At 73.6% G+C, this 20,796-nt stretch carries 15 protein-coding genes; 3 read left to right on the top strand and 12 right to left on the bottom strand.

What is annotated here, in order from left to right; translation table 11 throughout:
• The first annotated feature begins 160 nt into the window (after nt 1-160).
• Both ACFYNS_RS28700 and ACFYNS_RS28695 read left to right on the top strand, forming a co-directional pair.
• Nucleotides 161-1,363 carry an aminoglycoside phosphotransferase family protein gene (locus tag ACFYNS_RS28700; protein ID WP_360298341.1) on the top strand — a complete coding sequence of 401 codons (1,203 nt, stop codon included), beginning with the start codon at nt 161-163 and terminating at the stop codon, nt 1,361-1,363.
• Nucleotides 1,364-1,626: 263 nt separating this feature from the next.
• Nucleotides 1,627-3,663, top strand: a complete 2,037-nt coding sequence (locus ACFYNS_RS28695) for an N-acetylmuramoyl-L-alanine amidase (RefSeq protein WP_388605705.1) — start codon at nt 1,627-1,629, stop codon at nt 3,661-3,663.
• Between the two features lie 79 nt (nt 3,664-3,742).
• Here the strand turns inward: ACFYNS_RS28695 and ACFYNS_RS28690 are convergent, their stop codons facing one another.
• From ACFYNS_RS28690 to ACFYNS_RS28665, 6 genes are all read right to left on the bottom strand, one after another.
• Nucleotides 3,743-4,240, bottom strand: a complete 498-nt coding sequence (locus tag ACFYNS_RS28690) for a hypothetical protein (protein ID WP_019356240.1) — start codon at nt 4,238-4,240, stop codon at nt 3,743-3,745.
• A gap of 727 nt (nt 4,241-4,967) precedes the next feature.
• A complete protein-coding gene (locus ACFYNS_RS28685; RefSeq protein ID WP_019356239.1) occupies nt 4,968-5,186 on the bottom strand; it encodes a DUF397 domain-containing protein in 219 nt (72 codons plus the stop codon).
• A gap of 162 nt (nt 5,187-5,348) precedes the next feature.
• Nucleotides 5,349-6,542, bottom strand: a complete 1,194-nt coding sequence (locus ACFYNS_RS28680) for a thiolase domain-containing protein (RefSeq protein ID WP_388605703.1) — start codon at nt 6,540-6,542, stop codon at nt 5,349-5,351.
• Entirely contained in the window at nt 6,539-7,678 is a 1,140-nt protein-coding gene (locus ACFYNS_RS28675; protein WP_388605701.1) for a thiolase domain-containing protein, read from the bottom strand. The genes ACFYNS_RS28680 and ACFYNS_RS28675 overlap by 4 nt, the downstream gene beginning before the upstream one ends.
• Nucleotides 7,675-8,646, bottom strand: coding sequence for an OB-fold domain-containing protein (locus ACFYNS_RS28670; RefSeq protein ID WP_360300781.1), 972 nt, complete (start codon nt 8,644-8,646; stop codon nt 7,675-7,677). Before ACFYNS_RS28670 ends, ACFYNS_RS28675 begins: the two co-directional genes overlap by 4 nt.
• 110 nt (nt 8,647-8,756) lie before the next feature.
• Nucleotides 8,757-9,557 (bottom strand): crotonase/enoyl-CoA hydratase family protein, encoded by an 801-nt coding sequence (locus ACFYNS_RS28665; protein ID WP_360300779.1) that lies wholly within the window; start codon nt 9,555-9,557, stop codon nt 8,757-8,759.
• 234 nt (nt 9,558-9,791) lie between these two features.
• Between ACFYNS_RS28665 and ACFYNS_RS28660 the strand changes: the two genes are divergently transcribed.
• Nucleotides 9,792-11,456: an acyl-CoA synthetase gene (locus tag ACFYNS_RS28660; RefSeq protein ID WP_388605699.1), complete on the top strand. Its 1,665-nt coding sequence runs from the start codon at nt 9,792-9,794 to the stop codon at nt 11,454-11,456.
• A 69-nt stretch (nt 11,457-11,525) separates the two neighbouring features.
• Here the strand turns inward: ACFYNS_RS28660 and ACFYNS_RS28655 are convergent, their stop codons facing one another.
• From ACFYNS_RS28655 to ACFYNS_RS28630, 6 genes are all read right to left on the bottom strand, one after another.
• Nucleotides 11,526-12,980 (bottom strand): amino acid permease, encoded by a 1,455-nt coding sequence (locus tag ACFYNS_RS28655; protein ID WP_360300773.1) that lies wholly within the window; start codon nt 12,978-12,980, stop codon nt 11,526-11,528.
• 164 nt (nt 12,981-13,144) lie between these two features.
• A complete protein-coding gene (locus ACFYNS_RS28650; RefSeq protein WP_360300771.1) occupies nt 13,145-14,695 on the bottom strand; it encodes an acyl-CoA synthetase in 1,551 nt (516 codons plus the stop codon).
• A gap of 129 nt (nt 14,696-14,824) precedes the next feature.
• Nucleotides 14,825-15,925, bottom strand: a complete 1,101-nt coding sequence (locus tag ACFYNS_RS28645) for an NAD(P)H-dependent flavin oxidoreductase (protein ID WP_388605697.1) — start codon at nt 15,923-15,925, stop codon at nt 14,825-14,827.
• Between the two features lie 148 nt (nt 15,926-16,073).
• The gene (locus ACFYNS_RS28640; protein WP_388605695.1) at nt 16,074-17,813 is read right to left on the bottom strand and encodes a protein kinase; all 1,740 of its coding nucleotides are present in this window, start codon (nt 17,811-17,813) and stop codon (nt 16,074-16,076) included.
• Nucleotides 17,814-18,037: 224 nt separating this feature from the next.
• Nucleotides 18,038-19,237: an acyl-CoA dehydrogenase family protein gene (locus ACFYNS_RS28635; RefSeq protein WP_360301764.1), complete on the bottom strand. Its 1,200-nt coding sequence runs from the start codon at nt 19,235-19,237 to the stop codon at nt 18,038-18,040.
• Between the two features lie 115 nt (nt 19,238-19,352).
• Nucleotides 19,353-20,639 carry an amidohydrolase gene (locus ACFYNS_RS28630; protein WP_360301766.1) on the bottom strand — a complete coding sequence of 429 codons (1,287 nt, stop codon included), beginning with the start codon at nt 20,637-20,639 and terminating at the stop codon, nt 19,353-19,355.
• Nucleotides 20,640-20,796: the final 157 nt, after the last annotated feature.

Raw genomic sequence — 20,796 nt, 5'->3', positions numbered from 1 at the left:
GGTCCGCCAGATGGTGTGCCACCCGGGACCGGGTGTCGTGTAGGAACGCGCCACCCCGGTCGTTCCGCCCGGCCCCCGCATTCCCCAGGGTGCTCAGGTCCGGACGGGCAGCCGGGGAGGCGCGGAAACCCGTCGGCACACGAAGGGATCTCGCGCGCCCATGTATTCAGCACCATCCCCCGTGTCCGTGCAGCGTCGGCCGCGTGCGGCCCCGGTGCCCCCGCCCCGCGGAAGGGGGCCGGCAGTGCTGGCCCCCGATCCGGCACGCGATCCCGCGCGGGCGCCGGGGCCGGTCGTCCCGCACTCCGGCGCCCGCATGGACCTCCGCGCGCCCAGCACCGTGTCCCCACCCGTCAGCGGGAGGCTGGACTTGTCCGGCCCGCAAGGAACCCGGCTCCGTGCCGCCATCTCCTCGATCCACCGGATCTGCCCGGAGTTCGCCCCTGTCCAACTGCTCCGCAGGCGCGGGCGCTCGGTGCTGCTGGCCGGTACCGCGGGACGGAACACCGTCATCGCCAAGTGCCTGCTGGACCACTCCTCCGCCTGGGCCGAGCGCTTCCGGCACGAAATAGCGGCCTACCGCGCCTTCGTCCGGCACCGTCCGCCGGTGCGTACTCCGCGGCTGATCGCCGCCGACCCGGACACCTGCACCCTGGTGATCGAGCGGGTTCCGGGGCGGGTGGCGGCGGCCCAGCGGCATCCGGTCGAGGCGCCGCCCCGGACTGATCTGCGGGCGGTGATCGGCTCCTTCCGCCGGCTGAACGAGTGGGAGCCGCCCCCGTCGGCGTTCGAGCGCCCGCTCGACTACCCGGCCCGGCTGACCCGCTTCCACGAGCAGGGCCTGCTGACCGACCGCGATCTGGGCGATCTGCAGAAGCTGCTGCACGGACTGGTGCAGTACCGGGGGCCGGGCGGCCGACGCGGGGTGCCGTGGCAGTTCTGCCACGGGGACGCCCTGCTGACCAACGTCATGCTGGGCCCGGCCGGGCCCTCGCTGGTCGACTGGGAGCACGCGGGCTGGTATCTGCCCGGCTACGATCTGGCCTCCCTGTGGGCCGCGCTGGGGGACGCGCCGCTGGCGCGCCGTCAGATCAGCCAGCTCGCCCAGGCGGCCGGTCCGGCGGCACGGGACGCCTTCCTGGTGAATCTGATGCTGATCCTCACCCGGGAGATCCGCACCTACGAGGCGGCTGTGCAGCGGACCATGCGGGATCCCTCGCCGCAGGTCGCGGCGGAAGCGGCCGCGGCGGTCCGGGCGGGCGGCATCCCGACAGGCGAGGAGCAGCGGCTGTTGCTGCGCAGGTTGCACGACGACTGTGCCACGGCGCGGCGGGCCGTACGCGCGGCGGTCGGCACCCGCTGAACCCGTGTCGAGGGGGCCGTTCGGGTCATCCGCCGGGAGCGGCGCCGGGACGGGTGGGGTGCCCCGGGGCTTCACCGGTCTGCACCGGTGGCGCCCCGGGCACGCACACCCCACCGGGCCCGGGGCGAGGTGCGAGAACGGGTTCGCTGGTGTGGCGTCGAACTGACAGCCGCGCGGAATGATTGACGGATCGTCGGCCAATGGGTACGTCTGAGGACTGCTCGCGTCCGTGACCTCACGGCGCACTGTCCGAGGAGGCGGCATTGCCACGACCCTTCCGTGACCCAGACAGCGCACCCGCTGACGGCAGCAGTGCCGGACGCGGCCGCCGCGGCGAAAGACACACCGACCGGCGCGGCACCCGCTCCGCGGTGGTCGCCGCGGCGGCCGCCGCGCTGGTCGTCCCGCTGCTGACGGCGGGCAGCCCGGCGACGGCGGACCAGCCCGACGGCGGAACGCTCCAGGAGCAGTTCGCCGCTGCCGCGGACCGCTACCACGTGCCCGAGAAGGTCCTGCTCGGCGTCTCCTACCTGCAGTCGCGCTGGAACGCGCACCAGGGGTCCCCCAGTGTCTCCGGCGGGTACGGGCCGATGCATCTCACCGACGCGCGCACGGCCCTGGCCTCCTCCCGCACACAGGGCCACCTCTCCGCCGAGGACGCCCGCGGCGACAGCGCCCGCCCGCTCCACTCCACCGCGCGGCCCGCCCGTCCGCAGCCGGCGGGAGAGCTCCCGGCGCGGCTGCGGACGCTGGCGCGTGCCGCCGAGCTGACCGGCCTCGACGCGGCCCGGATGCGCTCCTCCACGGAAGCCAATCTGCGCGGCGGCGCCGCCCTCCTCGCGGACGCGCAGCGGCGGCTCGGCCACCCGCTGAGCGCCGATCCGGCGGACTGGTACGAGGCCGTGGCCGCCTATCCGGGCGGCGGGCGCGGCGAGCCGAGCGCCACGGCGTTCGCCGACGACGTGTTCGACGTGCTGCGCACGGGTGAGAGCCGGACCACCGACACCGGCGCCGCCGTCACCCTCCGGGCCACCCCCCGGCTGCGCCCCCCGCAGGCGTCCGACCGGGCACACCGTCCCCGGGGCAGGGTGGAGTGCCCGCGGAGCGTGGACTGCGAGTGGTATCCGGCGGCGTACGAGAAGTGGACGGACGATTCCGGCGCCGAGGACTACGGCAACCACGACAAGACGCGGCGCCCCCGGTCGCAGAAGATCGACTACATCGTCGTCCACGACACCGAGGGGACGTACGAGACGACCCTGGGTCTGGTGACCAACCCGAAGTACGTCTCCTGGAACTACACGCTCAGGTCGTCCGACGGGCACGTGGCGCAGCATGTGCGGGCCAAGGACGCCGCCTGGCACGCGGGCAACTGGTATGTGAACTCCAAGTCCGTCGGCCTGGAGCACGAGGGTTTCCTGACCGACCCGGACGCCTGGTACACCGAGGCGATGTACCGCAGTTCGGCACGGCTGGTGAAGTACCTCGCCAAGCGGTACGACATCCCGCTGGACCGCCAGCACGTCCTCGGCCACGACAACGTGCCCGGCCCGACCGCCTCCAGCGTCCCCGGCATGCACACCGACCCCGGTCCCTACTGGGACTGGCAGCACTACTTCACGCTGATGGGCAAGCCCTTCACGCCCAAGGCCGGCCCGCGGTCGGGCGTGGTGACGATCCGGCCCGACTATGACGAGCACAAGCCGCTGTACACCGGCTGCGAGGGCGCGGGGAAGCCCTGCCCCGAGCACGGTTCCTCCGCCGTCCGGCTGCACCAGGCGCCGGACGCGTCCTCGCCGCTGGTCGAGGACATCGGGCTGCGGCCCGACGGCTCCCCGTCGACCACCGGGGTGAACGACACCGGTGCCCGGGCCACCACCGGCCAGCAGTACGCGGTCGCCGACCGGAAGGGCGACTGGACGGCCGTCTGGTATCTCGGCCAGAAGGCGTGGTTCCACAACCCCGCCGGCCGGCGCAGCGCCGTGCCCGGCCGGGGCACGGTGCTCACGCCCCGCGAGGGGCGTACGGAGATCCCGGTGTACGGGCGGGCCTACCCCGAGGCGGATGCCTATCCGCAGAGCGTACCGGTGCAGGCTCTCTCGCCGCTGCCGTACAAGGTCGCCGCGGGGCAGCGCTACGTCGCGGGGCTGAAGACGTCGGGCGAGTATCTGTACGCCGTCACCTACGACCCCGACGCGGAGAACTTCCAGGTGGTCCGGGGCAAGCAGCGGTACTACCAGATCCAGCTCGGCCACCGGATCGCGTTCGTGAAGGCGGCGGACGTGCGCGTGGTCCGCTGAGCGGGCCGTTCAGGAGGGCGGGCACCGTCTCCGGCCCGGAGGCGGTGCCCGTCGGCCGTCGGGCCGGTGCCCGGGGTGGCTACTGCTGGAACATCTCGGCGGGCAGCGGTTTGAGGAGCGCGTAGAGGTCGTTGGTGATGGGGCGGTCCCAGCTCGCGATGGTGACCAGCACTCCGTCGCTGCGGTCGAACTGGACGCAGGAGATCCGGTCTTCGGAGAGCTTGACCCGGCGGACGATCAGCAGGTTGTCCTCGTGCATGACCGGGTCGTCCTCGGTGCTGACGACCTCGACGTGCTCGTCGTTCTCCAGCGCGGCCAGGAGCTGCACCACCTCGAAGGGCGCCTCGTCGTCGGCGACCTCGCGCGCCGGGGAGCCCTCCGGGAGGTTTCCGATGATCATCGCCGGACCGCGGCCGCCGAACAGGTCGTACCGCAGGAAGACTCCCTGGCAGGTGCCGTCCGGAGCGGGCAGCAGTCCCGCGCCGAGATTCCCCGGCCAGTCGGACGGGTCCATGGCCAGGACATCGAAGTCCGGGCCCGCGGGCACGGCGGCGCTGCGGCGGCGGAGGAACGACATGCCGCAATAGTACGTGCCCCTCGATGGTCGCCCTCGGTCAGTGCCCCGCCACCCGCACGGCGGGCGGCCTTCCCCCGTCGGGACGTCCGACGCCGGGCGCCGCGCACCGGCAGGCAGCCGGACGGCCGGCCGTCTCCCGGTGCCGGACGGTGCGGGCCGCGGGGGCGCGGATCGGCGCGCCAGCTGCTCACCGTGCGCCCCGGCGCACGCGCGCTCCGCGGCGCCCTGTCCCAGCAGCCCGCCGGACGTCCGGTCCGGCGCGGGGCAGCGGTCCGGCGGAAAGGCGAGACCGGAGGCGGGGCCGGGAGCCCGTCCTCCCCGGAACATCCGGCCTCCGTCCTGGACAGTCGGCCCGCGGCGGGGTGCCTCCGCGCGGCGGGCCCGCTGCGGCCGCGCGGGCCGGGCGCCCAGGGCCGGACGGGAGCGGACCGGCATGGCCGGACGCAGCCGGACGCAGCCGGAAGCGAACGGCCAGGGCTCCCGGGCGGAGGGACCACCGTGGCCGGTTCGTACCGCAGCCCGCGGCGGGCCGGCGAGCTGGACGGCATCGGCCCTACGCCGCCTCCGGACAGCGGCTGCTGCTGCCCTGCTCGGAAGCGTGGGCAGCGCCCAGCGCGACGGCACGGTCCTGTCGGGCCCCCGCTCCGATGCGGGCGCGGATGCTGGAGCGGGGGCTGGACCTCGGGGCCGGGGGCGTTCGAGAGGAGCGGAACGCGGCGGCCCGACCTCACGTCAGGTCGAACTCGCCCTCGCGCGCCCCGCGGACGAAGGCGCGCCACTCCCCCGGGTCGAAGATGAGCGCGGGCTTGTCGGGCTGGCGGCCGTGCCGCATCGCCACGAACCCCTCCACGAAGGCGATCTCGACATCGCCGGTGCCCCGGCTGCTCGACTGCCACTGCGCCCGGCTGAGGTCGAGTTCGGGCTGCCCGATGGTGCTGTCGGCCACGCTGGTGCTCCTCCCGGTCGTCGTACCGCCGGCGTCACCCTAACCAGCGGCGCGGTCGCCGGGACAGGGCGCGGCAGCGGGAAATCGAGGGGCGTGCGCTCCTCCCGCGCGGGGGTGGCGGCCGGCCCGTGCGCCGCGCCCGGCATCGTTCCGGGCGGGTGGTCAGCTGCTGGGCGGCCGGTCGCCGACCAGCCACATGGCGAAGAACTGCGAGCCGCCCCCGTAGGCGTGACCCAGCGCCCTGCGCGCCCCCGGCACCTGGTGTGCGCCTGCGGCGCCGCGCACCTGGAGGGCGGCCTCGGCGAAGCGCAGCATGCCCGAGGCGCCGATGGGGTTGGTCGACAGCACTCCGCCCGAGGGGTTGACCGGCAGCTCGCCACCGGGGCCGGTGGCGCCGGACTCGGTCATCCGCCAGCCCTCCCCTTCCTCGGCGAAGCCGAGGTTCTCCAGCCACATCGGTTCGTACCAGGAGAAGGGGACGTACATCTCCACCACGTCGATCTCGCGGCGCGGGTCGGCCACGCCCGCCTGCCGGTAGACGTCGGCGGCGCAGTCGCTGCCCGCGCGCGGCGAGACGGCGTCCTTGCCCGCGAAGAGGGTGGGCTCGCTGCGCATCGCTCCGCCGTGCACCCAGGCCGGTGGGCCGGGGGCGCGCGCGGCCCCGGCGCGGTCGGTCAGCACCATGGCGCAGGCACCGTCCGAGGAGGGGCAGGTCTCCGAGTAGCGGATGGGGTCCCACAGCATCGGTGAGGAGCGCACCTTCTCCAGCGTGAGGCCCTCCTCGTGGAGGTGCGCGTAAGGGTTCCGCAGCGCGTTGCGGCGGTCCTTGTAGGCGACGAGCGCGCCGATGTGGTCGGGTGCCGAGGTGCGGTGCATGTAGGCGCGGACGTGCGGCGCGAAGAAGCCGCCCGCGCCCGCCAGCAGCGGCTGCTGGAACGGGACCGGGAGCGACAGGCCCCACATGGCGTTCGACTCGGACTGCTTCTCGAAGGCGAGGGTCAGCACGGTGCGGTGCACCCGGGCCGCGACCAGGTCGGCGGCGACCAGCGCCGTGCTGCCGCCGACCGAACCGGCTGTGTGCACCCGCAGCATGGGCTTGCCGACCGCGCCGAGCGCGTCGGCGAGGAAGAGCTCCGGCATCATGACGCCTTCGAAGAAGTCGGGCGCCTTGCCGATGACCACGGCGTCGATGTCGGCCCAGCCGAGCGCCGCGTCCTCCAGCGCCCGGACCGCGGCCTCGCGGACCAGCCCGGCGATCGAGACGTCCCGGCGGGCGGCGACGTGCTTGGTCTGGCCGACACCGACGATGCCGACGGGCTCCTTGCTCCCGGCGCCGGGCCGGGTGGCGGTGCTCATCCTCGCTCCTCCTCGGCTCGGCACGGGCCGGAGCGGTCTTCGGCGGCGTCCGACTCCAGGACCGCCACGAGGTTGTGCTGCAGGCAGGGGCCCGAGGTGGCATGCGCGACCGCTCGGCGGGCCTCTCCGCGGGCCACGCGGTCGGCGGCCTCGCCGATGCGGATCAGTCCGGCCGCCATCACGGGGTTGGCCGCCAGCGGCCCGCCCGAGGGGTTGACGGCGGTGCCCGGGCCCAGCCGCAGCGCGTTGCGCACGACGACCTCCTGCGCGGTGAAGGGCGTGTGCAGCTCGGCGACGTCCGGTGGCGGCGCCTGCGGGTCGAAGAGTCCGGCGCGTTCGGCGGCCAGCCGGGTGGAGGGCGAGTCGGTGAGGTCCCGGACCCCCAGGCTGTGCGCCTCGATCCGGTGGTCCATGCCGCGGATCCACGCGGGGCGGCGGCCGGTGCCGCAGAGTCGGCGGGCGGTGTCTCCGGCGGCCAGGACGACCGCGGCGGCGCCGTCGGTGACGGGCGGTACGTCGTGCAGCCGCAGCGGCCGGACGAGGTGGTCGCCCGTCAGCAGCGCGTGGGCGGAGGGCGAGCCGGTGAGCTGGGCGTACGGATTGGCTCCGGCGGCGTTCCTGCTGCGGGCGGCGATCCCGGCCAGCTCCCGCTCGTCGGTCCCGCCCGCGTCGAGCAGCGCGCGGGTCTGCAGCGCGGCGAGGGAGAGGGAGTCGGGCCACAGCGGGGCGAGGTAGTAGGGGTCGAGTTGGCGGGTGAGGACCGCGGGCAGGTCCCCGGCCGAGGACTTGCCGTACGCGTACACCAGCGCCGTCTCCGCCCGGCCGGTCAGCAGCTTGACCCACGCCTCGTGGAGGGCCCAGGCGCCGTCCGCCTCCACGTGCGACTCGGAGATCGGCGGCCAGGCCCCCACCCCGTCGAGGGCCATGGTGAAGGAGAAGGCGCGTCCGGCGAGGTAGTCGCAGGAGCCGGAGCAGGTGAAGTCGACGTCCCCCGCGCTCAGTCCGGTCCGCTCCAGCACCTCGCGCAGCACCGGGAGCAGCATCTCCACCTCGGAGAGGTCGTCGGCCGCCCGTACGTGCGCGGTCTGTGCGAAGGCGACGACGGCGACCTCGGGGAGTCCGGTCCGGATCGTCACAGCAGCTCCTGGTAGGTCTCGGGGGCCGCGTCCGGCTCGCCCGTGGGCCGGTAGTGGTCCGGGTGGCGCCCGCCTCCGACCCAGACGGGCTCGACGCGCAGCCCCATCCGCACCTGGTCGTAGGGGATGCCGGCGATCCGGCCGTGCAGGGCGAGCCCGGCGCCGTCCAGGGCGATGTGCGCGTAGACGTAGGGCACCTCGATGTCGAGTCCCCTGGCCTTGATGTTCACGACGCAGAAGGTGGTGACGGTCCCCGCCGGCCCCACCTCCACCTGTTCCGCGGTGGGCACTCCGCAGGTGGGGCAGGCGCCGCGCGGCGGGACGTACACCTTGCGGCACCGGGGGCACCGCTCGCCCAGGGTGCGGTGCCGGGCCAGTGCCTCCAGATAGCGGGTCTGGGCGCGGCCGGGGGTGTAGGTGTAGTCGAGGCGGGCCTCGGCGACGATGCCGTGCACGGGGTCGGCGAACGTTCCGCTGTGCGGCGTCGCTTCGGGACGGGTGCCGTCGTCCGCTGCGGCGGCGGGCTCGAAGCAGGCGATGTCGGTGATCGCGCCGCTGCGCTCGTCGGCCCAGCGGATACGCACACGCATCCCGGTGCGGACGTGTTCGGGGCCGGCCGGAACGTCGAGCGCGTGCAGGAGCGCGGTGTCGGCGCCGTCGAGGCGGACCAGCGCCCATGCGAAGGGCTCCCGGAGGGGCTGCCCCCGGCGCGGGGCGCCGTTCCACGCCCAGGTGGTGACGGTGCCGGTCCGGCCGACCTCCACCAGGTCGCGGAGTTCCCCGGCGGTGGCGGGGTCGTACTCGGTCGGCGGCACCAGAACGCGGCCGTCCGCGGTGCGGACGCCGAGGACCGTGCGTTCGCGGAGGCCGGTGAGGAAGGCGCTCTGGACCGGGCCGAGGGAGCGGGTGAAGGGGAACTCGACGACGAGGGGGGCGCTGAGCGTTCCGTGCGCGGGTGCCGCGTTCAAGGGTGGGTGCCCCTTCCGTCTCTGGTTGAGGTTCCTGCTCCGGCTGCGTTTCGGTCTCCGGTCGGGGAGCTGTCCCCGGCTGCGCCGTCCGTCCGGGCGGGCGGGCGGGCTCACTCCCGGCGGAAGCGTGGCTCTCTCTTCTCGGCGAAGGCCCGGGGGCCCTCCTTCGCGTCGGCGGTGGCGAAGACGGGCCAGCCGCACTCCAGTTCGGCGGCGAGCCCCTCGGCCTCCGTCATGGATGCCGTCCGGTGCACCGAGTCCTTCACGGCCTCGACGGCCAGCGGTCCGCAGGCGTTGATCCGCGCTGCGGTCTCCAGTGCCGCCTCCAGTGCGGTGCCGTCGGGTACGACGCGTCCGATCAGCCCGATGCGGGCGGCTTCCTCGGCGCTGTAGGGGCGCCCGGTCAGCAGCATCTCCAGGGCGTGGGTGTGGGGGATCTGCCGCGGCAGCCGCACCGTCGAGCCGCCGATCGGGAACAGGCCGCGGCGCACTTCGTAGAGGCCGAAGACCGCGCTCTCGCCCGCGACGCGGATGTCCGTGCCCTGGAGGATCTCGGTTCCGCCCGCCACGCAGTGCCCCTCCACCGCCGCGATGACCGGCTTGCGCGGCCGGTGGTGGCGCAGCATGGCCTTCCAGTGCAGGTCGGGGTCAGCGCGCAGCCGTTCGCGGTGGGGATCGGCGGCTGTGCCGTCCCCGGCGAGGGCTTTGAGGTCCATGCCGGAGCAGAAGGTGCCGCCGGCGCCGGTGAGGACGACGGAGCGGATCGTGTCGTCCGCGTCGGCCTCCAGCCAGCCGTCGTACAGGCCGACGAGCAGCGGCAGGGAGAGCGCGTTCCTGGCCTCGGGACGGTTGAGGGTGAGCACGAGGGTGGCACCCGCGCGCTCCACGGTCAGCTGCTCGGTGCCGCCCATCGCGGTTCCTCCCGTCTGCGGTCCGCACCCGGACCTGGAACAGGTTGCAGTACGGGCGGCGGGAGTTCAAGAGGTTTCTGACGCAGCGTCATATATTTTCGCGGCACTCTTCCGGTCTTCCCCCGCCGGTGCTCTGATGGCGCCGGCAGCACCAGTACGGGGGCGCAGCGCTGGCACGCACGGGGGCACGCACACGAGACGAGCACGCCGGGCCGGGGTATGGAGGAGCGCGCCGTGGAGTACAACCTTGCCGACCTGTTCGAGTCGGTCGCCGACACCGTCCCCGACCGCGAGGCGCTGGTCCATCTGGACCACCCCGGCACCGGCGCCGAGCGCAGACTCACCTACGACGGACTGGACCGCGCGGCCAACCGGCTCGCGCACCACCTCACGAGCAGCGGCGTGCGGCCCGGCGAACACGTCGGACTGCATCTGTACAACGGCGTCGAGTACGTGCAGACCCTGCTGGCCTGCCTGAAGATCCGGGCCGTCCCCGTCAACGTCAACTACCGCTATCTGGAGGGCGAACTGGTCCATCTCTACCGGGACGCCGACCTGGCGGCGCTCGTCTTCGACGGCGAGTTCACCGCCCGGGTGCGCACGGCCGCGCCGCGGGCGCCGAAGCTGCGCCATCTGGTGCGGGTGGGAGGCGGCCCGGACCCGTGCGTACCGACCCCGCGGGGCCGCGCAGCGCCCACCACGTTCGCGGAGTTCGCCGAGGCCGAGGCGGCGGGATCGCCCGAGCGCGACTTCGGCCCGCGCTCGGGCGACGACCTGTTCCTCATCTACACCGGCGGCACCACGGGAATGCCCAAGGGGGTGATGTGGCGCGCCGAGGACCTGTTCTTCTCCGGGCTCGGCGGCGGTGCGCCCACCGGCGAACCGGTCGCACGGCCGCAGGAGTTGGCCGAGCGGGTCGCGGCCGGGGGCGAGGGACTGGTGTTCTTCCCCACTCCCCCGCTGATGCACGGCACCTCCACACTGACGCTCTTCATCGGACTGGACTACGGCCAGAAGGTGGTGCTGCACCGCAAGTTCGCACCGGAGGAGGTCCTGCGCACCGTCGAACGCGAGCGGGTCACCGCACTCTCGCTGGTGGGGGACGCGATGCTGCGGCCGCTGGTGGACGCGCTCGCCGGGTCGATGCGCGGGACCGACTGCTCCTCGCTGCTCGCGCTCTCCAGCTCCGGAGCCGTGCTCTCCGGGACGGTCCGGGAGCAGTTCACGGCGCTGGTCCCGCACACCGCCGTGCTCAACAACTTCGGGTCCTCCGAGTCGGGGTTCAACGGCACCGCGACCGCGGACTCCGGCCCGGCGAACGGCTTCCGGATCAGCGTCGACGCGCACACCACCGTCGTCGACCCGGTCACCCGCCGCCCCGTGGCACCGGGCCGGACCGGCCGCATCGCGCTGCGCGGCCACGTCCCGCTGGGCTACTACAACGACCCCGCCAAGAGCGCCGAGACCTTCTTCGAGGCCGAGGGGACGCGCTGGGTGCTGCTGGGCGACACGGCGACCGTCGACGCGGACGGCGTCGTCACCGTGCTGGGCCGGGGCTCCCAGTGCATCAACACCGGGGGCGAGAAGGTCTACCCGGAAGAGGTGGAGGAAGCCCTCAAGTCCCACCCCGACATCTACGACGCACTCGTCGCGGGCCTCCCGGACGAACGGTGGGGCCAGCGGGTGGCGGCCGTCGTCCAACTGCGCGGCGACGCCGCCGTACCGCTCACCGCCGAGGGAGTGCGGGCCCACGCTCGCACCCGGCTCGCGGGCTACAAGGTGCCCCGCAGTGTGGTGCTCGCCGCGCACATCCAGCGGTCGCCCAGCGGCAAGGCGGACTACCGCTGGGCCCGGCGGATCCTGCGGGAGCGGACGCATCCCGCGCCCCGGGACGACTGAGTGGCGCAGGCCCGCCCGGCGCGTTCCGTTGTCGCTCAAACGGGCGCGCTCACATGACGGGACGCTCCGTCACTCGTCCCGCTTGCCGGAGGAGCCCGGCCGGGTGCCACCGGGCCGTACGGCCAGCTCGGACTTCCGGTAGGAGTAGCCGAAGTAGACGATCAGGCCGATGACGAACCACACCAGGAAGCGCACCCAGGTCTGCCAGTCGAGGTAGGTGGTCAGCCAGATCGAGAAGATGACGCCGAGCGCCGGTGTGACGGGCATGCCGGGCGCCCGGAAGGTGCGCGGGAGGTCCGGGCGCCGGTAGCGCAGCACGATGACCGCGACGCAGACCACGACGAAGGCCAGCAGGATGCCGATGTTGGTCAGCTCGGCGGCCTCCTGGATCGGCAGCAGGCCCGCGATGACGGCGGAGACGACGCCCACGATCCAGGTGACGCGGACCGGCACGTGGTGGACGGCGTCGGTCTTGGCGAACCACTTGGGCAGCAGCCCGTCCCGGCTCATGGAGAACCACACCCGGGTGACGCCGAGCATGAAGGTGAACATGACGGTCAGGATGCCGATGATGGCGCCGACGGCGATGACGTCGGCGATGCCGCTCAGCCCGACGGACTTGAAGGCGGTGGAGAAGCCGCTGTCGGGGTCGATGTCCCGGTAGTTCTGCATACCGGTCAGCACCAGGCTGACGGCCACGTACAGCACCATGGAGATGGCCAGCGAGTAGATGATCGCCTTGGGCATGTGCCGCTGGGCGTCCACCGACTCCTCGGCGGCCGTGCTCATCGCGTCGTAGCCGAAGACGGCGAAGAAGACCGTCGCCGCACCGGTGAAGGCGCCCGAGACGCCGAAGGGGAAGAACGGGTGCCAGTTGCCGGTCTTGACGTGGAAGACGCCGACGACGATCACCAGCAGGACCACCGCGACCTTGAGGCCCACGACGATCAGCTCGAAGCGGGCCGCGTTCTTGATGCCCCGTGTGAGCAGATAGGCGATCAGCAGACAGAGCACCGCGGCGAACAGGTCGACGCGGTGCCCGGCGCCGGTTCCGGGCGCCCCCAGCATCCACGCCGGCAGGTCGAGGCCGGTCTCGCCGAGGAGGAACGAGAAGTACCCGGAGATGCCGATCGCCACCACCGCGACGATGGCCGTGTACTCCAGCAGCAGGTCCCAGCCGATGAACCAGCCGCCGAGTTCGCCCAGCACCGCGTAGCCGTAGGTGTAGGCGGAGCCCGCCTTCGGGATGAGCCCGGCGAACTCGGCGTAGGAGAGGGCCGCGCAGGCGCTGGCCAGCCCGGCCACCAGGAACGAGATCAGCACGGCGGGACCCGCCTTGCCGTTGGCGACCGTTCCCGCGAGGCTGAAGACACCGGCCCCGATGATGCCGCCGACGCCGATCGCGGTCAGGTGCCGCAGGCCCAGGGTGCGGGAGAGCTGCTGTCCGGCTCCGCCCTCGGTCTCCTCGATGTGCTCGATCGGTTTGCGGCGCAGTACGCCTTCGCCGCTCCAGAGCCCGGCCATGGGTCCTCCTGACATCGGTGCGTGTGACGGCGACGCCGCGGGCGCTGCCCACGACGCCCCGTCAGCATCATGGCCGTGCAGGGAAGAGGGGAAAAGTGGCCACGAGGTCCGCGCAGGCCATCACCCCCAGACGTACCCGTCTGGCCCTGCGCGGCGGCCGCCGGTCACGGCCGCCGCGCCGCCCGGTCCGCCCAGTACGGCTCCCGCAGCCTGCGCTTGTAGAGCTTGCCGTTGGGGTCGCGGGGCATCTCCTCGGTGAAGTCCACCGTCGCGGGGCACTTGTAGCGCGCGAGCTGCCCCGCGCAGTGCGCCAGGATCGCCGCGGCCAGCTCCGGGCCGGGCCGGTGGCCCGGTGCGGCCTCGACGACGGCCTTGACCTGCTCGCCCCAGTCCTCGTGCGGCACGCCGAACGCGGCGGCGTCCGCCACCGCGGGGTGGGTGAGCAGCGCGGACTCGATCTCGGCCGGGTAGATGTTGACCCCGCCGGAGATGATCATGTCGATCTTGCGGTCGCGGAGGAAGAGGCTGCCGTCCCCGTCCAGAAAGCCGAGGTCGCCGACGGTGAAGAAGTCCCCGATGCGGTTCTTGCGGGTCTTCCCCTCGTCCTTGTGGTACGCGAAGCCGCCGGTGGTCATCCTCATGTAGACGGTGCCCAGCTCGCCCGGGCCGAGGCGGTTGCCGTCGTCGTCGAAGACCGCCAGTTCACTGATCGGCCACGCCCTGCCGACGGTGCCGGGTTTGGCCAGCCACTCCTCCGCGGTCGCGAACGCCCCGCCCCCCTCGCTGGCGGCGTAGTACTCCTCCACGCACCGGCCCCACCACCCGATCATGGCGCGCTTCACGTGGTCGGGGCAGGGCGCGGCGCCGTGGATGGCGTGCCGCATCGAGGAGACGTCGTACCGGGCGCGGACCGCCTCCGGAAGCGCGAGGAGCCGGTGGAACTGTGTCGGCACCATATGGGTGTGCGTGCAGCGGTGCCGGTCGATCAGCCGCAGCATCTCCTCGGGATCCCACTTGTCCATCACCACCAGCCGGTGCCCCAGGTGCAGCGCGGCGGCCGCGAACTGGAGCACCGCGGTGTGGTAGAGCGGCGAGCAGACCAGATGGACGTTGCCGTCGAAGGGCTCGATACCGAAGATGCCGAGGAAGCCGCCGAGGTGTGTCTCCTCCGGGCGCTTGCCGGTGAGAGGCCGCCGGATGCCGCGCGGGCGGCCCGTGGTGCCCGAGGTGTAGTTCATGACCCAGCCGCTGGTGCGGTGGGCCGGCGGCTCGGCCGGACGGCCCTCCAAAAGCTGCGCGTAGGGCCGGAAGCCCTCCATCTGCCCCACGGCGTAGCGCCGCTCCGGGGGCAGTGCGGCCTCGGCGGCGGCCGCGCTCGCGGGCTCCGCGTAGCGGGAGTGAGCAATCAGGACCTTCGCACCAGAGTCGGAGAGTATCCAGGCGATCTCCTGACCCACCAGGTGGTGGTTGACGGGCACCAGGTAGAGGCCGGACTGGGCGGCGGCCAGATAGGCGGCGAGGAACTCGGGGCCGTTGGGCAGGATCGTGGCGAACGCGTCACCGGCGCGCAGACCGGCCGCCGCGAGGCCGTGCGTGATCCTGTTGCATTCCGCGTGCAACCGGGCCGCGGTCCACTCGGCGCCGTCGGGTGCGGCGAGCACCTCGCGCCCGGGGTCGCGCCGGGCCTGCGCCCAGAACCCGTTGGGTGCGTCCACCTCGTTCTCCTCTCGTGTCGGGGCCGGCGCGTGGGCGTGGCACCGGCTTCCGGCCGCGGCCGGCCGCGCTGGCTCGCCGCGCCGGTCTCCCGGGGGCGGGGCTCGCGCCGTCGCCCCCCCGGGTGCCGCTCAGCGCGCGAGGGTGTTCAGTCGGGCGAGGGCGCGGTCGAAGCCGCGGGTGAGATCGTCGACGACAGCCTGCACCGACCGTTCGCTGTTCATCGAGCCGACGATCTGGCCGACCGGAGTGCCGAGCAGCGGCTCCACCTCGTGCCGCTGGATGCGCGAGGTGGCGTCGGCCACGAGCAGCCCCTGCAGGGGCATCGGCAGCGGCCCCGGGCGCCCCTCCGCCGCTTCCCACGCGTCCGTCCACGCGGTCCGCAGCAGTCGCGCCGGCTTTCCGGTCAGGGCGCGGGAGCGGACCGTGTCGCCGGGTCCGGCGGCCAGCAGCTTGCGGGTGAGCGCCCGGGATCCGAGGTCGGCCTCGGTGGTGGTCAGCCAGACCGAGCCGAGCCAGGCGCCCTGGGCACCCAACGTGAGGGCGGCGGCCAGCTGTTCGCCGGTGCCGATGCCTCCCGCGCAGAGCACCGGCAGCGGGTCGACGGCGCGCACCACCTCGGGGGTGAGCACCATGGAGGCGATCTCCCCGGTGTGGCCGCCCGCCTCGTAGCCCTGGGCCACCACGATGTCGATACCGGCCTCGCGGTGGCGCCGCGCGTGCCGGGGGCTCCCGGCCAGCGCGGCCACCGGGACACCGCTGCGGTGGGCCCGTTCGACGACGTCCGGCGGTGGTGGGCCCAGCGCGCTGGCCAGCAGCCCGATCGGATGCTCGAAGGCGACGTCGAGTTGGCTGCGGGCGACGCTCTCCATCCAGCCGGTGATCCGCCAGCCGCTGCGTTCGCTCTCCGGGAGTTCGGGGACGTCGTACGCCGCGAGGATCTCCTCGACGTAGCGCCGGTGTTCTTCGGGGATCATCGCCTCGATCTCGTCCTCGCTCGCGCCCTCGACTTTCTTGGCGGGCATCACCACGTCCAGGCCGTAGGGCCGTCCGCCGGCGTGCGACTCCAGCAGGTCGAGGTCGCGGGCGAGATCGTCGGCCGCTCCGTAGCGCACGGCACCGAGCACGCCGAATCCGCCTGCCCGGCTGAGCGCCGCGGCGACGGCCGGGAAGGGGGTGAAGCCGAAGATGGCGTGCTCTGCTCCCAGGCGTCTGCTCAGCTCCGTCTGCATGCGCGGCAGGATGCCGCAGGAGTGCCGCGGAGGGAAGACATTTTCTGATGCTGCGTCAGGTGTCGGCTGCGGGCGCCATCCCCCTCGTCCCGACCGCCTCACGCGGCCCCTTCCACCCCCACCGATCCCGGTACGCCTGCGCCTGCGGTCAGCACCTGCGCGCCAGTTCGCGGTAGACCTCGTCCGCCTCCGAGCGGCGGCCCAGCCGCTCCAGGCAGTGCGCCTCCTCGTTCCGGCTGGCCACCGTCGCCGGATCGGCGGAGCCGAGCACCTGCGCGCGCACCGAGGCGAGTTGGCGGTGCACCTCCAGCGCCTCCTCCCAGCGACCGAGCCGGCCCAGCGCGTGCCCGAGCTCGTGCCGGACGGCGAGCGTGTCGGGATGCTCGGGCCCCAGCACACCGGCACGGCCGGCGGCGGTGCAGGCGTACTCCTCCAGCGCCTCCGGGTGGCGACCCGACCGGGCCAGTGCGGTCCCGGTGTCGTGCCGGCTCGCGAGCGTGTCCGGGTGCTGGGGCCCCAGCAGCAGCTCCCGTTCGGCGGCGACCGCGCGGTGCACCTCGTACGCCTCCTCCCAACGACCGGCCCGGCCCAGCCGCAGCCCCGCCTCGCGCCGGTCCGCCAGGAGGGCGAGCCGTCCCCGCGGCGGGGCGCCCTGCGCGGGGACGCGCGCCGGGGCCGGGCGGGCGGCCGCGTGGGTGGTGTCCGCGGCACCGGACGCGGCGAAGACCCGCGCGACGCCCCACGACGCCACCGGGCCGCGCACGGCGGACCCTCCGGCGCCGGGCGGTTGTCCGAGAGACACCCGGGACCGCCGCCCGGGGCTCCCGCTCCACCACGCGGCGAGCCCACCGGCACCGACCGGCGCTCCGTCCGGCGGCGTGCCCGCCGGACGGGCGCCACCGGCCGGCAGGCCGGCGTGCATCCCGTGCGTCCACGGCGGCATCCACAGCGGCGCGATCCCCCCGACCGCGGCCGGTGCGACCGGAGTGCCGGGGAAGGCCGTCGTGCCCCACGCGCCCGTCCACGCACCGGGCAGCTGGGCGCGTGCGGCCGCGAGTTCGCCCGCCAGCCCGGCTGCGGCGCCGGGCCGTTCGTCCGGCGCCTTGGCCAGCAGCCGCAGGATCGCGGTCGCCAGCGGCGGCGGCAGGTCGGGGCGGTGGACGCACGGCGGTACGGGCGGGGTGTCCCGGTGGCCGACGAGCACCGCCCAGGGGTCCGCGCCCTCGAACGGGGGTGAGCCGGTGGCGATCTCGTAGAGGACGCAGCCGAACGAGTAGAGGTCGCTGCGATGGTCGACGGCGGAGTCCGCGATCTGCTCGGGGGACATGTAGTGCGGGGTGCCCATGGCCGTACCGCTGCCGGAGATCCGGGCGGTGAAGCCGATGTCGTGCGCCAGCCGGGCGATGCCGAAGTCGCAGATCTTCACGGCCCCGTCCTCGGACCGCATGACGTTGGCCGGTTTCAGGTCCCGGTGCACGACGCCCTGGGCATGGGTGTACGCGAGGGCCGCCGCGACCTGTTCGGCCACGTCGAGGACCTCGGCAAGGGGGAGCGGCTGCCCCTTGTTGTCCGCCAGCAGCTGGCTGAGGTTGCGGCCCTCCAGCAGCTCCATGACGAGGTAGAGCAGTCCGTCGTCCTCCCCGAAGTCGTGCACGACCGTCACACCGCGGTGCTGGAGCGAGGCGGCGACCCGCGCCTCCCGCCGGAAGCGTTCGCGCAGGACACGCAGGAAGCCCGCGTCCTCGCGCCGCGCCAGCGGCTTCAGGCACTTGACGGCCACGCGTCTGCCCAGTGACTCGTCGCGCGCCCGCCACACTTCGCCCATACCGCCACGCCCCACAAGATCGAGCAGCCGGTACCGGCCATGGATCAGGGTGCTCTGCACCATCCCCGTCTCTCGCCCCCGTCGTTGCCGCGTTCTTCCCTCCCCTGTCTGCCCAGTATGGCTGCCTCGTTCCTGCGCGTGTATGCCAACCGATGCCGAGGTGTACGCGTTTGACTGGTTCGATGTGTTACTGACGTATACAGACGGTTTCGGTGTCGCACGTGGGTCGGGAGTTTCCGCCGGAGGCGGACTTCCGACCCCGTCATCTGCCGGAGGGCGGCGCGGGCTCAGCGCCGCACGCGCGGCATGCCCAGGCCGATCCACGAGATGATCTCGCGCTGGATCTCGTTGTTGCCGCCGCCGAAGGTGAAGACGACGGCGCTGCGGTAGCCGCGCTCCAGCTCCCCGCGGAGCACCGCACCGGCGGAGCCCTCCTTGAGCGGTCCGGCGGCTCCGGCCACCTCCATCAGCCAGGCGTAGGCGTCGCGGCGCGCCTCGCTGCCGTAGACCTTGACGGCCGAGGCGTCGTGCGGGGTGAGTGTGCCCTTGTCGAGAGCGTCCACCATCTGCCAGTTGAGCAGCTTCATGGCGTCCAGCCGGGCATGCGCGCGGGCCAGCCGGGTGCGCACCCAGCCCAGGTCGATGACGCGGCGGCCGTCGGAGAGCTTCGTCCTCCGCGCCCAGCGCCGGGTGTCCTCCAGCGCCCGGACGGCCGTGGTCCCGTGTGCCGCCAGGGTGACCCGCTCATGGTTGAGCTGTGTGGTGATCAGCTTCCAGCCGCCGTTCTCCGCACCGACCCGGCGGCGGGCCGGGACCCGGACGTTCTCGTAGAAGCCGGCGGTGGTGTCGTGCGAGGCGAGAGTGGTGATGAGGGTGCAGGAGTAGCCCGGGTCGCTGGTCGGCACGAGCAGCAGCGTGATGCCCTTGTGCGGCGCGGCGTCGGGATCGGTGCGCACCGCGAGCCACACCCAGTCGGCGGTGTCCCCGTTGGTGGTCCAGATCTTCTGGCCGTTGACGACGTAGTGCCCGGTCTCGGTGTCGCCCTCGCGGACGGCGCGGGTGGTCAGGGAGGCGAGGTCGGTACCGGCGCCGGGCTCGCTGTAGCCGATGGCGAAGTCGATCTCGCCGGAGAGGATCCGGGGCAGGAAGTAGTCCTTCTGCTCCGGGGTGCCGAAGCGCATGAGGGTGGGCCCGACGGTGTTGAGCGCCATCAGCGGCAGCGGCACGCCCGCCTGGGCGGCCTCGTCGAAGAAGATGAACTGCTCGACGGCGCTCATTCCGCGGCCGCCGTACTCGCGCGGCCAGCCCACACCCAGCCAGCCGTCCCGGCCCAGCCGCCGCACGGTCTCCCGGTAGAACCGCTTCTGCGCGGCCGGTTCGACGTTCCGCGGGTGCGCGTCCGGAGGCACGACTCCGTCCGGGCCGGTGAAGTACTCCCGCAACCGCGTGCGCAGCTCCTGCTGTTCGGTGGTGTATTCGAGGTACACGGTCCCTCCGCTCCACGACGTGTGCCGACGGCGGCGCACAGAGTAGAACGTGTTCCACAAGATGGGAATGCCCACCACCGCCCGCGCGGGGCACCGGACCCGGCACGGACAGCGCTCAGTCGGACTTCGGGCGCGGCGCCAGCCAGGCCAGGGCGGCGGTCACCAGGGCCCGTACGCCGGTGTCGAGGGTGGGCTGGACCACGGGCGCGAAGCGCGGACTGTGGTTGCCGGGAATGTCCTGGTCGACGGTGCCGGCGCGCTCCGCCTTGCGGTAGGCGGCCGGGTCGGTACCGCCCAGCCCCCAGTAGGTGGCGGGGCAGCCGAGACCGGCGGGCAGCTCACCGAAGTCCTCACTGGCCGGCAGCGGGCCGGTGGTCCGCGCACGCTCCCCGAAGTAGGCTCCGAAGGCGCTCGCGACCCGCTCGGTGGCCTCCGCGTCGTTCTCGGTCACGGAGAACGCGCCGATCGTCTCGAACTCCGCCGCGTCCGCGCCCGAGGCGGCGCACTCGCCCGCGACGATCCGGCGCACCGCGGCCAGCACCCGGGCGCGGGTCTCCTCGCCGAACGTGCGGATGTTGAGCTGGATCTCGGCGCGGTCGGGAATGATGTTCGGACCGCTGCCCGCGTGGATCGCCCCGACGGTCACCACCGCGGGCGTGGTCGCACCGGTCTCCCGGGCGACGACCGTCTGCAGCCGGACCACGGTCGAGGCGGCCAGCACCACGGGATCCACGGCCCGTTCGGGCATGGAGCCGTGTGCGCCCCGCCCGTGGAAGGTGACCCGCAGGCTGTCGGACGCCGCCATCATGACGCCCGCCCGCGTCAGCAGCGTCCCCGCGGGCGCGGGAAGCACGTGCTGACCCAGCGCGACGTCCGGACGGGGGATGCGCCGGGCGAGGCCGTCGTCGATCATCGCCCGTGCTCCGGAGCCGTTCTCCTCGTTGGGCTGGAAGAGGACGACCAGGGTGCCGCGCCACGCGTGGGTCCCGGCCGCCATCAGGCGCGCGGCGCCCAGCAGGCAGATGACATGGACGTCGTGGCCGCAGGCGTGCATCACCGGCTGCTCCGCACCGTCCGGGCCGCGGGCGGTGTCGGTCGAGGCGTAGGACAGTCCGGTCCGCTCACGCACCGGCAGCGCGTCCATGTCGGCACGGAGCAGGACGGTGGGGCCCGCCCCGTTGTGCAGCACGCCGACGACGCCGGTCCCGCCGACCCCTTCGGTGACCTCGTAATCGCACTCGTTCAGGGCCTGGGCGACGTGGCCGGCCGTGCGGCGCTCCTGGAAGCCGAGTTCGGGGTGCTGGTGGAGGTCCTTGTAGCGGAATTCGAGGCTGTCGCGGATGTCGGGCAGCCCGGTGAGCACCGCGTCCGCGGCGACGGTCGTGGGATCTTTCTCGGTCATGCGGTCCTGGTCCTCCGGCGGTGCGGGCGGCGGTTCGGGGCGCGGGGCTTCCGCGTCGGGGCATCGGCCCGGGGCGCGCTGCGTGCCGGCCCGCGGGCGGGGGAGGCACGCTCCCGCGCCGGACGGACCGCGACGTCCCACGCGGCGGCTGTGTCAC

The organism is Streptomyces sp. NPDC006925, assembly GCF_042869575.1.
Lineage (GTDB): Bacteria > Actinomycetota > Actinomycetes > Streptomycetales > Streptomycetaceae > Streptomyces.
Note: the sequence above shows the minus strand (reverse complement) of the source record. Positions and strands in the feature narration are given on the sequence as shown.

Bases quoted from the DNA above. Each gene is read 5' to 3' on its own strand.
- ACFYNS_RS28645 (WP_388605697.1), bottom strand. From the start codon at position 15,925: ATGCAGACGGAGCTGAGCAGACGCCTGGGAGCAGAGCACGCCATCTTC.
- ACFYNS_RS28665 (WP_360300779.1), bottom strand. From the start codon at position 9,557: ATGGGCGGCACCGAGCAGCTGACCGTGGAGCGCGCGGGTGCCACCCTC.
- ACFYNS_RS28630 (WP_360301766.1), bottom strand. From the start codon at position 20,639: ATGACCGAGAAAGATCCCACGACCGTCGCCGCGGACGCGGTGCTCACC.
- ACFYNS_RS28655 (WP_360300773.1), bottom strand. From the start codon at position 12,980: ATGGCCGGGCTCTGGAGCGGCGAAGGCGTACTGCGCCGCAAACCGATC.
- ACFYNS_RS28680 (WP_388605703.1), bottom strand. From the start codon at position 6,542: ATGAGCACCGCCACCCGGCCCGGCGCCGGGAGCAAGGAGCCCGTCGGC.
- ACFYNS_RS28700 (WP_360298341.1), top strand. From the start codon at position 161: ATGTATTCAGCACCATCCCCCGTGTCCGTGCAGCGTCGGCCGCGTGCG.
- ACFYNS_RS28690 (WP_019356240.1), bottom strand. From the start codon at position 4,240: ATGTCGTTCCTCCGCCGCCGCAGCGCCGCCGTGCCCGCGGGCCCGGAC.
- ACFYNS_RS28640 (WP_388605695.1), bottom strand. From the start codon at position 17,813: ATGGTGCAGAGCACCCTGATCCATGGCCGGTACCGGCTGCTCGATCTT.